9 protein-coding genes and 3 pseudogenes are annotated in these 12,371 nt (G+C 68.2%); 2 read left to right on the top strand and 10 right to left on the bottom strand.

From position 1 onward, the window contains the following. The first annotated feature begins 22 nt into the window (after positions 1-22). Positions 23-769 carry an amino acid ABC transporter ATP-binding protein gene (locus A6302_RS10475; protein ID WP_141703650.1) on the top strand — a complete coding sequence of 249 codons (747 nt, stop codon included), beginning with the start codon at positions 23-25 and terminating at the stop codon, positions 767-769. A 198-nt stretch (positions 770-967) separates the two neighbouring features. After that, complete coding sequence (locus A6302_RS10470) at positions 968-1,363, top strand: rhodanese-like domain-containing protein (protein ID WP_069306993.1); 396 nt, start codon at positions 968-970, stop codon at positions 1,361-1,363. Between the two features lie 48 nt (positions 1,364-1,411). On the opposite strand, the gene A6302_RS10465 is transcribed toward A6302_RS10470, so the two are convergent. The 10 genes and pseudogenes from A6302_RS10465 to rpsF all read right to left on the bottom strand — a co-directional run bounded on the left by A6302_RS10465 (position 1,412) and on the right by rpsF (position 12,368). After that, positions 1,412-2,167, bottom strand: a complete 756-nt coding sequence (locus A6302_RS10465) for an SDR family NAD(P)-dependent oxidoreductase (RefSeq protein ID WP_069306992.1) — start codon at positions 2,165-2,167, stop codon at positions 1,412-1,414. A 127-nt stretch (positions 2,168-2,294) separates the two neighbouring features. After that, the gene (purF, locus tag A6302_RS10460; RefSeq protein ID WP_425349153.1) at positions 2,295-3,770 is read right to left on the bottom strand and encodes an amidophosphoribosyltransferase; all 1,476 of its coding nucleotides are present in this window, start codon (positions 3,768-3,770) and stop codon (positions 2,295-2,297) included. A 362-nt stretch (positions 3,771-4,132) separates the two neighbouring features. Next, positions 4,133-4,813: a CvpA family protein gene (locus tag A6302_RS10455; protein ID WP_069306990.1), complete on the bottom strand. Its 681-nt coding sequence runs from the start codon at positions 4,811-4,813 to the stop codon at positions 4,133-4,135. A gap of 437 nt (positions 4,814-5,250) precedes the next feature. Then, positions 5,251-6,618: pseudogene (gene radA, locus A6302_RS10450) on the bottom strand (DNA repair protein RadA); the annotation flags it as partial. A 129-nt stretch (positions 6,619-6,747) separates the two neighbouring features. Next, positions 6,748-7,839 carry an alanine racemase gene (gene alr / locus A6302_RS10445; RefSeq protein ID WP_342586255.1) on the bottom strand — a complete coding sequence of 364 codons (1,092 nt, stop codon included), beginning with the start codon at positions 7,837-7,839 and terminating at the stop codon, positions 6,748-6,750. Positions 7,840-7,904: 65 nt separating this feature from the next. Further along, positions 7,905-9,391: pseudogene (locus A6302_RS10440) on the bottom strand (replicative DNA helicase). A gap of 508 nt (positions 9,392-9,899) precedes the next feature. Further along, positions 9,900-10,468 (bottom strand): annotated as a pseudogene (gene rplI / locus A6302_RS10435) (50S ribosomal protein L9). A gap of 58 nt (positions 10,469-10,526) precedes the next feature. Further along, positions 10,527-11,489 (bottom strand): hypothetical protein, encoded by a 963-nt coding sequence (locus tag A6302_RS10430; protein WP_069306989.1) that lies wholly within the window; start codon positions 11,487-11,489, stop codon positions 10,527-10,529. A 180-nt stretch (positions 11,490-11,669) separates the two neighbouring features. Continuing rightward, complete coding sequence (gene rpsR, locus A6302_RS10425; RefSeq protein WP_069306988.1) at positions 11,670-11,921, bottom strand: 30S ribosomal protein S18; 252 nt, start codon at positions 11,919-11,921, stop codon at positions 11,670-11,672. Positions 11,922-11,924: 3 nt separating this feature from the next. Then, entirely contained in the window at positions 11,925-12,368 is a 444-nt protein-coding gene (gene rpsF, locus A6302_RS10420) for a 30S ribosomal protein S6 (protein ID WP_069307004.1), read from the bottom strand. Between the last annotated feature and the right edge of the window lie 3 nt (positions 12,369-12,371).

The raw sequence follows: 12,371 nt of genomic DNA, 5'->3' as shown, positions 1-12,371 counted from the left end.
TCCCTCATCCGGGCCGTCCGCCATGAAGATCAGCAACGAGATCGCGATCGAGCTGATCGGCGTCAACAAGTGGTACGGCGACTTCCACGTCCTGCGCGACGTGAACCTCACCGTGCACAGGGGCGAGCGGATCGTCATCTGCGGGCCGTCGGGCTCCGGCAAATCGACGATGATCCGGTCGATCAACCGCCTCGAGGAACACCAGAAGGGCAAGATCATCGTCGACGGCATCGAGCTCACCAACGATCTGAAGAAGATCGAGGAGGTGCGCCGCGAGGTCGGGATGGTGTTCCAGCACTTCAACCTGTTCCCGCACCTGACGATCCTGGAAAACTGCACGCTCGCCCCGATCTGGGTGCGCAAGATGCCGAAGAAGCAGGCCGAAGAGATCGCCATGAAGTTCCTGGAGCGCGTGCGCATCCCGGAACAGGCGAACAAGTACCCGGGCCAGCTCTCCGGCGGCCAGCAGCAGCGCGTGGCGATCGCCCGCTCGCTGTGCATGAACCCCAAGATCATGCTGTTCGACGAGCCCACCTCGGCGCTCGACCCGGAGATGGTCAAGGAGGTGCTCGACACCATGATCAGCCTCGCGGAAGAGGGGATGACCATGCTCTGCGTGACCCACGAGATGGGCTTTGCCCGTCAGGTGGCCAACCGCGTGATCTTCATGGACCGCGGCCAGATCGTCGAGCAGAACGAGCCGGAAGCCTTCTTCTCCAATCCGCAGCACGAGCGCACCAAGCTGTTCCTCAGCCAGATCCTGCACTGATCGGATCGAACCTCCGGATCGGCCTCGCCGGTCCCCGCTGCGGCCGGGCCTGTCCCGGCCGTCTGCATTCTGGAACCTTGCTGCCGTTGGCACGTCAGTCAGGGTGCTTGATCCGGAAGCGGACGGCGGCGATGCTGGCACGACCATGAAACGGGAGAGGGCCGCCGGCAGGGTTCGGCGACGCCCGGAGGAGGATGAATGGCGAAGGGCTACCAGGACCTGCTGCGCGAGGCCGAAGCGGTGATCGAGACCGTTCCGGCCATCGATGCGCTGGCGCTCGCCGGCGACGACAACGTCGTCTTCGTCGACCTGCGCGATCCGCGCGAACTGGAGCGGGAAGGGCGCATCCCCGGCGCGTTCCACTGTCCGCGCGGCATGCTGGAGTTCTGGGTCGATCCGGAGAGCCCCTATCACAAGGCGATCTTCCAGGAGCCCAAGCGCTTCGTCTTCTACTGCGCCAGTGGCTGGCGCTCGGCGCTCGCCACCCGAACGGCGCAGGAGATGGGTCTTGCGCCCGTCGCCCATGTCGGTGGCGGCTTTTCCGCCTGGAAGACGGCGGGCGGCCCGGTGGAGACGGTCGAGAAGAAGGGCTGACAGGCCAGCAACGGGCGGCGGTGCGAGGGCGTCCGCCGTTTTCGCCGATCAGGCTTCGGGCAGCGGCATCTGCGGCACGAGCCAGTCGTCGGTCGGGAAATCGTAGATCAGGCCGCTGCGGGTCTGGCTCGGCAGCACGGTTTCCACGAGAAAGGGCGCGAGATCCTCCGGCGTCTTCAGCGTCATCGCGTCCTCGCCCGGCATCGCCTGCGCACGCATGCGCGTGCGCAGCGGGCCGGGGTTGAGCAGGTTGACGCGCACGTTGCTGGTGGTGACCGTCTCGGCCGCATAGGTGCGGATCATCACCTCCAGCGCCGCCTTGGAGACCGCGTAGGGCCCCCAGTAGGCCCGGCACTTGTGGGCGGCGCCCGAGGTGACGAACACGGCCCGGCCGGCCGGAGACTGGCGCAGCAGCGGATCGAGCGAGCGGACCAGCCGCCAGTTGGCGTCGACGTTGACGCGCATCACCTCGTCCCAGCGCTTCGGATCCACATGGCTGAGCGGCGACAGCGGCCCGAGCACGCCGGCATTGCCCACCAGAACGTCGACCCGGCCATAGCGCTCGTAGAGGGAGAGGCCGAGCCGGTTCAGGGCGTCGCCGTCGGTGATGTCGAGGGGGGCAAGGGTGGCGGAGCCGCCGGCCGACGTGATCTCGTCGTCGAGCTCTTCGAGCGCGCCCTGGGTGCGGGCGATCGCGATGACGTGGTGGCCGGTCTTCGCCAGTTCCAGCGCGGCGGCGCGGCCGATGCCGCGTGAGGCACCGGTAACGACTGCGATGCGTTTGGCGTCGGCGGCGTCGGCCATGTCCGTTTCCACTCCCGAGGATCACGTTGCGTCCGGTCCGTTGGGACCGAACGTCTTGAACGCGATCGCTGCCCGGAAGTCAAAGCGGAATTTTCACCGCGGGCGCTGCCGCCCGCGGTGCGAGCCGTCAGGAGACGTCCGAGAGCAGCGACAGCTGGCGGACGTTGCTGTTGCCGTTGCGGTCGGTCAGCACGGTCGGATAGTCGCCGGTGAAGCAGGCGTCGCAATATTGCGGCATCTCGTTGTTGCGGCGCGCCTCGCCGACCGCGCGGTAGAGGCCGTCGATCGACAGGAAGGACAGGCTGTCGACGTTGATGTAGTTGGCCATCTCGGCGATCGACATCCGCGAGGCCAGCAGCTTGCCCTTCTCCGGCGTATCGACGCCGTAGAAGCAGCTGTCGGTGGTCGGCGGGCTGGCGATCCGCATGTGCACCTCGCGGGCGCCGGCATCGCGCACCATCTGAACGATCTTCAGCGAGGTCGTGCCGCGCACGATCGAATCGTCGACCAGCACCACGCGCTTGCCGGCGATCACCGCGCGATTGGCGTTGTGCTTCAGCTTCACGCCCATGTTGCGGATGCTGTCCGACGGCTCGATGAAGGTGCGGCCCACATAGTGGTTGCGGATGATGCCGAGGTCGAAGGGGATGCCCGAGGCCTCGGCAAAGCCGATCGCCGACGGCACGCCGGAATCGGGCACCGGCACCACCACGTCGGCATCCACCGGCATCTCGCGGGCAAGCTCCGCGCCGATGCGCTTGCGCACGTTGTAGACGCTGGTGCCCTTGTGCACCGAATCGGGCCGGGCGAAATACACGTATTCGAAGATGCAGAAGCGCGAGCGCTGCGACCCTTGCGCGCCGAAGGGGCGCAGGCTCTCGATGCCGTCCTCGGTGATCACCACCATCTCGCCCGGCTCGACCTCGCGCACGAAGCGCGCGCCGATGATGTCGAGCGCGCAGGTCTCGGAGGCGACCACGGTGGCGCCGTTGATGTCGCCGAGCACCAGCGGGCGGATGCCGAGCGGATCGCGGCAGCCGATCAGTTTCTTTTCCGAAATGCAGACCAGCGAATAGGCGCCCTCGATCCGGTGCAGCGCGTCGATGACGCGGTCGACCAGCGGCCCGCGCGAACTGGTCGCGATCAGGTGCAGGATGGTCTCGGTGTCGGAGGTCGACTGGAAGATCGAGCCGCGGCGCTGAAGCTCCTTCTGGAGGGTCATCGCGTTGGTGAGATTGCCGTTGTGGGCGACCGCGAAGCCGCCGCCGGCAAATTCGGCGAACAGCGGCTGGATGTTGCGGATGCCGGCGCCGCCGGTGGTGGAATAGCGGTTGTGGCCGATCGCGCGGTCGCCGGGCAGGCGGGCGATCACCGACGGCTTGGTGAAATTGTCGTCGACGAGGCCGACGTGGCGTTCGGTGGAGAACTGGGTGCCGTCGAAGGCGCAGATGCCGGCTGCTTCCTGGCCGCGATGCTGCAGGGCGTGCAGGCCCAGCGCGGTCAGCGCGGCGGCATTCTGGGCGCCGAACACGCCGAAGACGCCGCATTCCTCGTGAAAGCGGTCGTCGTCACCCGCGTCGAACGGATGTGTGGTGAAATTCATCATCGGCACAACTCCCGGAAACGCGCGCTCGTTCCGTGCTCGGCAAGCGGGCCAGATTGTGGCGGCAGCCCGCATCCGCCTCGTCATGCCCGTGAGCCAGCCACCGCAGGTGACGCCACAGGTCTTGCACCCGCCGGTCTTGCGCCGGCGTCCTCCGCGCTCCGCCTGCGAACAGTTCGCGAGGGGAACGCCCGTCACGAGATCTCGCCAGGAGGTCTCGCCCCGAGGTCGTTGCTGCCGATCCCTGCCGGCAGCAACCGCGCATCCCTTAGCCGCCGCCACCGTGGGGCGCAACGCAAATCAGCGGCTTGGCCGCGATGGCAGCCATGCGACACGACGGCTTCAAGCCGGCGCGCCGCTTCCTACGGCTGGCCCGTCGACTGGATCAGCTGGTCGAGATGGTTCTGGTCGTTCTGCGGATAGTCGATGTCGTCGGGCGATGCCGGGCCGCCGCCGGCCTCCGGCGGGACCGTGCTGCCACCGGTATCCGGCGCGGCGGGGGCCTCCGACGAGGGCTCCTCGACCATCGGATTGCGGAACCGGTCGAGCACCTCCTGCTCGGGATCCTCGGGCAGGGCGGCCTGCAGCTGGTCGCCGAGCGCGATCAGCAGCGGCCGCGACTTGGCGTCGGCGATCCAGCGCGGATAGGAGCTTTCGTCGGGCATGAACCAGGCGAAGAACATCATGCCGACCACGACCAGCAGCAGGCCGCGCAGCGCACCGAACACGAAACCGAGCGTGCGGTCGAGCGCGCCGATCCGGCTGTCGAGCACCAGGTCGGAGATGCGCATGGTGATGAAGCTGACGACGAGCAGCGTCAGCAGGAAGATGCCGCCGGCGCTGATCGCCACGGCGATCTGCTTCTGGGCGACATGGTCCTGCACATAGGGCAGGAGGTCGTCGTAGAAGAAGAAGGCGGCCGCCGCCGCCGCGATCCACGACACGATGGACAGCACTTCGCGCACGAAGCCGCGGATCATCGCGAGAACCGCCGAAATCATCATGATGACGAGCAGAATTCCGTCGAGAAGAGTGATCGGCATGTCCCGCTTCCAGTTTCCCCGTCGGGGCGTTCCCCGATTCCGCGCGTCACCTTGCGGAATCTGAATCGCCCACGCACCTGACGGAAACCATATCTCACAAAAAACGGGCGCTGCCACCCCTTCCGCAGTGCGGCAGGCCCTTGGCGCGGCTCGATCACCCGAAAACAATGCCGCAGCAGGCACCTCAAGGCCGAAGCGTCCCCGTCTTCCGGCCAGGCCGACCCGACAACCGCGTCGGCCGCCCTGTCCGGAGAGGCGCAACGCACCCGTCAGCGACTGCCGCGGGCCATGCGCCGCTCGTCGCCGCCGGCGGGTCGGCCCCGCGGCCCGGCGTCGGACGATCCGCCCCGGCCGTCATCGCGGCCATGGTCCCTGCCACCATCCCTGCCGCCGTCGCGGCCCCCGTCACGCCCCATGTCACGCCCGTCACTGCCGGCCGCGGCCGCGATCTTGGCCACCAGTTCGGCGAGCTGGCCGATGGTGGTCAGCCGCATGTCGGAGCCGCGCTCCTCGCTGCCCTGCGCCGCCGGGCAGACCGCGCTGGCAAAGCCGAGCTTCTCGGCCTCCTTCAGCCGCAGCTGCGCCTGCGCCACCGGCCGCACCGTGCCGGACAGGCTGACCTCGCCGAACCAGACGCAGTCGGGATCGAGCGCGACGCCCGCCAGCGAGGAGACCAGCGCCGCCGCCACCGCGATGTCGGCGGCCGGCTCCTGGATGCGCAGCCCGCCGGCGATGTTGAGATAGACGTCATGCTGGCCGAAGCGCACGCCGCAATGGGCCTCCAGCACGGCGAGAATCATCGACAGGCGGCTGCTGTCCCAGCCGACCACGGCGCGGCGCGGCGTGCCGAGCGCCGTCGGGGCGACCAGCGCCTGGATCTCCACCAGCACCGGCCGCGAGCCCTCGAGTCCTGCGAAGACCGCAGCGCCGGGGCTCGCCCGGCTGCGCTCGCCGAGGAACAGTTCGGACGGGTTCGGCACCTCGCGCAGGCCCTTGCCGGTCATCTCGAACACGCCGATCTCGTCGGTCGGGCCGAAGCGGTTCTTGACCGAGCGCAGGATGCGGAAATGGCCGGCGGCATCGCCCTCGAAATAGAGCACGGCGTCGACCATGTGCTCGACCACCCGCGGCCCGGCGATGGTGCCGTCCTTGGTCACGTGGCCGACCAGCACCACCGTGCAGCCGCTTTCCTTCGCAAAGCGGATCATCGACTGGGCGGAGGTGCGCACCTGCGTCACGGTGCCGGGCGCCGATTCGACGAGTTCGGTCCACAGCGTCTGGATCGAATCGATGATCACCAGCGCCGGCCGGTCGCCGGTGTCGAGCGTCGTCAGGATGTCCTCGACGCTGGTCTCGGCGGCAAGCCGCACCGGCGCGTCGAGCAGGCCGAGCCGCTCGGCGCGCAGCCGCACCTGCGCGATCGCCTCCTCGCCGGAAATGTAGACCACCTGCTCGCCGGCCCGCGCCAATGCGGCCGCCGCCTGGATCAAAAGCGTCGACTTGCCGATGCCCGGATCACCGCCCACTAGCAGCGCCGAGCCGCGCACGAAGCCGCCGCCGGTCACCCGGTCAAGCTCGGGAATGCCGCAGCGGATGCGCGGCGCGCTTTCGGTCGCCCCGGCGAGCGGCACCAGCGGCACGACGCGCCCCTTGCGCGGCTTGCGCCCCGGCCCGCCGCCAATGCCCCCGCCGTCGACCTCCTCGACGATCGAGTTCCACTCGCCGCAGGCATCGCACTTGCCGCCCCACTTGGTGCTGACCGCCCCGCAGGACTGGCAGACATATCTCGCGCTTCGCTTGGCCATGGGTCCTCTGTCGTCCGACGTAAGCGGACATCAGATCAGAATGTTCCTGTTTTGTACAGGGTCGATGTGGGTCGGGGAGTTCTGCGACCGGTCACACGATCACCCGCCTGTACCGCGGTCCCAGACTCGTCAGGAATTCATACCCGATCGTGCCGGCGCGGGCGCGGCGCGGTCGATGGGGATGTTGGCGCCGAACAGTTCCACGAACACGCCGCGGCGGGCGAGGCGGTCGGGCACGTCGGTGACGTCGATCGCGATCAGGTCCATGGAGACGCGGCCGACGATCGGGGCAAGGTGCCCTTCGATGGCGGCGGTGGCGCCGGCCTTGCCACTGTGAGATCCGGCGGCGCGCAAAAAACCGTCGGCATAGCCGACCGAGATCACCGCGATCCGCGAGGGGCGCGGCGCCATCCAGGCCGCGCCGTAGCCGACCGTGGCGCCGGGCGCCACGTCGCGCACCATCAGGATCCGCGCCTCGAGCGTCACCACCGGCCGCATCGGGTTGGCGACATCGACCACCGCCGCCCCGCCGTAGAGCGAGATCCCGGGCCGCAGCACGTCATGGTGCGCGTCCGGGCCGAGGAAGACCCCGGCGGAATTGGCGAGCGAGCCGGGAAGGTCCGGCAGCAGCCGCCGCGCCTGCGCAAACGCCGCGATCTGCGCGGCATTGAGCGGATGGGCCGGCGTGTCGGCGCAGGCAAAGTGGCTCATCAGCAGCGCCGGGGCGGCGCCCTCCCGCAGCGCAGGGTCGGCCGCGAGGGCCGCGGTCTCGCCGAGCGACAGGCCGAGCCGGTTCATGCCGGTGTCGACGTGGATCGCCGAGGGCAGGGGGGCGCCGGTCGCCGCGCGGAAGGCGGCCCATTCCTCGATCTCGGGCATGCTGCCGAGAACGGGCCGAAGGTCGTGGTCGGCAAGGAACGGGGCCGCGCCCTCGAACAGGCCGTTCAGGACATAGATGGTCGCCTGCGGCGCGGCTTTCCGGGCGCGCGCGCCCTCGGCCGGCAGGGCGACGAAGAAGGTGCCGCAGCCGGACTTGGCCAGCGCCGCGACCACGGTCTCGATGCCGATGCCATAGCCGTCGGCCTTGACCACGGCGGCGCAGGTGGAGTTGGGCGCGCGGGCGCCGAGGTCACGCCAGTTGGCGACGAGTGCGGCGAGGTCGATGGTGATGCGCGCGCCGGCGGTGGCCGCCTCCGTCGCCTCGATCGCGGCCTCGCTCATCGACGATGCCGTTTCGCTTTGTCCGGAAAGGCGCGGGTTGCTGCTCGTCATCGTCTCCGCCCCGGTCACTCCATGCGCATCGGAGCATAGTCGTCGCGGCTGAGATTCGAGAAGCGGGTATACTGGTTCTCGAAGGCCAGTTTCACGGTGCCGGTCGGCCCGTGGCGCTGCTTGGCGATCAGCACCTCGGCGATGCCGTGCACGGCCTCCATTTCGGCCTGCCATTTGAAATACTCTTCCGAGCCTTCCTTCGGCATCTTCGACTGGAGGTAGTATTCGTCGCGGTAGATGAACAGCACCACGTCGGCGTCCTGTTCGATCGAGCCGGATTCGCGCAGGTCCGAGAGCTGCGGCCGCTTGTCCTCGCGGCTTTCCACCTGGCGCGACAGCTGCGACAGGGCGACGATCGGCACCTGCAGCTCTTTCGCGAGTGCCTTGAGGCCGGTGGTGATCTCGGTGATCTCCTGCACGCGGCCACCGGACGCGCTCTTGGAGGTGCCGGACAGGAGCTGGAGATAGTCGACGATCAGCACGTCGAGCCCGCGCTGGCGCTTGAGCCGCCGGGCGCGCGCCGACAGCTGGGCGATCGAGATGCCGCCGGTCTGGTCGATGTAGAGCGGAACGACCTGCATCTCCTGGGCGACACCGGCGAGCCTTGCGAACTGGTCCTCGTCGATGTTGCCGCGCCGGATGTCGGAGGAGGAGATCTCCGCCTGCTCGGCGAGAATACGGGTCGCGAGCTGTTCGGACGACATCTCGAGGCTGAAGAAGCCGACGATGCCGCCGTTCATCGTCTTCATCGTGCCGTCCGGCTGCTCGGCGGCCTCGTAGGCGCGGGCGATGTTGAAGGCGATGTTGGTGGCGAGCGACGTCTTGCCCATGGCGGGGCGGGCGGCAAGGATGATCAGGTCCGAGCGCTGCAGGCCGCCCATGGTGCGGTCGAGATCGGACAGGCCGGTGGAGATGCCCGAGAGATGCCCGTCGCGCTGGAAGGCGGCGGCGGCCATGTCGATGGCGTCGCGCAGCGCCTCGGAGAAGGTGTGGAAGCCGCCGTCGTAGCGTCCGGTCTCGGCCAGCTCGAACAGCCGCCGCTCGGCATCCTCGATCTGGTTGCGCGGCGGCATGTCGATCGGCGCGTCGAAGGCGATGTTGACCATGTCCTCGCCGATCCGGATCAGGTTCCGGCGCACGGCAAGATCGTGGATCGTCCGGCCGTAGTCCTCGGCGTGATGATCGTCGTCGCCTCGGAGGTGAGGCGCAGGAGATAGGTCGTGACCGGCAGGTCGCCGATCGTGTAGTCCGCCGGGTAGAAGGACTTAAGCGTGATCGCCGAGGCCACCTTGCCGGCCCGGATCAGCTGGCTCGATTTCTCGTAGACGACCTTGTGCTGCTCGACGAAGAAATGCGCCGGCTCCAGGAAGTCGGAGACCCGGAAGAAGGTCTCGTTGTTCATCAGGATGGCGCCCAGAAGCTGGCGCTCGGCTTCCACGTTGTGCGGGGAGAGGCGGGGCAGCGATCCGCTGTCTTCGATCTTCTTGGCCGGTGCGATCATGTCAGTCCAGGTCACGTCATCCGTCTGCGCGCGGAAAGGCCGCGTCGGCACACGAGAGTACAACATCGAGGGGCGGCCGGCCCGTTCACGCGGAAACCGGAGGCGACGGCCGTGGGGTCACATCCTGCCCTGCGCCGGTCGGTTCATGGCAGCAGGGAAGGCGAAAGTGGTTAGCCGGAGCTTAACGCCATTTTCGTGCGTGGCTCACACCCATCTGCAACAGGGGCCCCGAAACCGCAGCCAGGGCCGGCTTTCCCCTGATATCAACAGGGCCGCATCGAAAGGCTGGCACCGGCGCGCAGGAGCGTTGACTCCTTCCGGCTGCACAGATTCCCGCGCGGGGAGCGTTCAGTGCGGAAAGGTCTCGCGTCTGCCGTGCGGCTGGCCGCGTGATTCGGCCGGCACGGCGCGCATCAGCGACACCGGCGGGAGCCGGCAACGGCGGCGCAAACGCAGAAAGGCGCCACGAGGGCGCCTTTCCGGTGTCTGGCAGGGAGGCGTCGAGGGATCAGCCCTCTTCGCGCTCGTCCTCGTCGCCCTCGTCCTGCTCGTCCATGATCGAGCCGACTTCGCGCACGAAGCCCTCGTCGCGCTGGGTCAGGTCCTCGCCGCGCGCTGGCGGGAGGCCTCGTCCTCGGAGCGGGCCACGTTGATCGTGATGCCGGCCGCGACCTCCGGGTGCAGCTGGATCGTGACCGGGTGCACGCCGATCGCCTTGATCGGGGCTTCGAGCGCGACCTGGGTGCGGTTGATGGCAAAGCCGGCCTCGACGAGGATGTCGACGATGTCACGGGCGGAAACCGACCCGTAGAGCTGACCGGTCTCGGCGGCCTGGCGCACGACGACGAAGCTGCGCTGGTCGATGCTGACCTTGAGCTGCTCGGACTCCGAACGGCGCTCCTCGTTGCGGGCGATCAGCGCGGCCTTCTCGGATTCGAAGCGGGCCATGTTGGCCTTGTTGGCGCGCAGCGCCTTGCCCTGCGGCAGCAGGTAGTTGCGGGCAAAGCCGTCGCGGACCTTGACGGTCTCGCCCATGTTGCCGAGGCGTCCGACGCGCTCGAGAAGAATGACTTCCATCTGTCTGCTCCTTGATGTGTGGTGGTCTGTCGTCGTTGAAGTCTGTCGAAAGTCGGGATTACCGGAAACCGTTGCCCTGTCCGAGCACGCGCCGCCGGATGCCGGCCAGCGTGTCGACGGCGCCGAGCGCGGTCATCAGCAGGATCGGCAGGGTGAAGAGGATGGTGAGACCGTAGAGCATCGCGAGGATCACGCCGCGCGCCTTGTTGTTCCGGCTGATCACGTGAACGACGGCGAAGCCGGCGATCGCGAGCAGCATGCCGAACGAGCCGGCGACGACCCGTGCCGCAAGGCCGAGCCCGCCCGACGCCATCGACGCGATCACCGCCGCGCCGAAGATGCCGACCACCAGCGTGGGCAGGTGGATCGTCACGGCCACGGGCTCCTTCGGCCGGCGCAGGCGTCCGGAAATCCGCACCACCACCGCGCCGAGCCAGAGGTTGATCGTCATCAGCGCCATGAAGCCGAAGCCGGAGATCAGCGGCACCAGGTTGCCGTAGAGCGCCAGCATGCTGTCCAGCGTTTCGGCATCCGGGCGGTTCACGTCCGGACTGTCGGCGTAGAGCGGCGCGAAGGCGACCCGGGCTTCGGCGACGAAATTCTCGACCGAGTAGTCGCCGATGAAGCCGAGCGCGATGATCGACCCGGCCGAGATCGCAGCGATCATCACCAGGATCCGCCCGATCGGATAACACTCCAGCACCGGCGCCCCGGCCGGCATGGCCGCGCCGTCGTCCACCGGCCGGGCAAGACCGAGCAGATGAGCATAGAGCGCCATCGGCAGGGCATTGCTCACGGCAAAGGCCGCGGCGGGCATCGGTCCGTAGACGAAGGTCTCGACGACGATGGCGGTGACGGCCGCGACCAGCGCGGACATCGTGCCCCAGCCGAGACCGGCGATGGCGATGGGCAGGACGGCCAGGAAGGAGAGCGGCAGCGCAAGAAGGCCGCCGCCGAGCGGGGCCGAGAACAGCACGGCGGAGGTAAGTCCGCCGGCAATGCCGATCAGGATGCTGTTCATCTTGTCTCTTCGCTGTCCCGCATGGCGCGGTTAGAGAAAGGTTGCCTGGCCATGGGGCCGGACCCGTCCCAACTCGGTTGCTCTGGTCTCGTCGGGAGTGTCCGGTCCGACCGGATGTCTCCCGCGGTTGGCACCCGGGGCGCCGTGCGCCCCGGACACCGTCATGTCAGGCCGAAGCCCTTACTTGATCACGAAGGGCAGCAGGCCGAGGAAGCGGGCGCGCTTGATCGCCTTGGCGAGCTCGCGCTGCTTCTTGGCCGACACCGCGGTGATGCGCGAGGGCACGATCTTGCCGCGCTCGGAGATGTAGCGCTGCAGCAGCCGCACGTCCTTGTAGTCGATCTTCGGGGCGTTGGCGCCGGAGAACGGGCAGGTCTTGCGACGGCGGAAGAAGGGACGACGGGCCGGAGCCGCGGTCGAAGTGGTTTCCATGGATTAACCTCCGAAAGAGTCGTCGCGGCGCGGGCCACGATCGCGGCGCGGGCCGCGGGCCTCACCGAAGCGGCCGCCACCGGGGCCGCCACGCTCGGGACGCTCACCGGGACGATCGTCGCGGTCGCGCTTCTGCAGCATCGCGGAGGGGGCTTCCTCGAGCTCGTCGACCGAAACGGTCATGAAGCGCAGGACGTCCTCGTTGATGCGCATCTGGCGCTCCATCTCGGCGACCGCAGCGTGCGGGGCATCGAGATTCATGAGCACGTAGTGCGCCTTGCGATTCTTGCGGATGCGATAGGCGAGGGCCTTCACGCCCCAGTTCTCGACCTTCGCGACCTTGCCACCGTTTTCCTCGATGACGGTCTTGTACTGTTCGACGATACCGTCGACCTGCTGGCTCGACACATCCTGTCGGGCCAGGAACACATGCTCGTAGAGCGCCATGTG

Source organism: Methylobrevis pamukkalensis, from assembly GCF_001720135.1.
GTDB lineage: Bacteria > Pseudomonadota > Alphaproteobacteria > Rhizobiales > Pleomorphomonadaceae > Methylobrevis > Methylobrevis pamukkalensis.
This window is presented reverse-complemented; position numbering and strand designations above follow the sequence as displayed.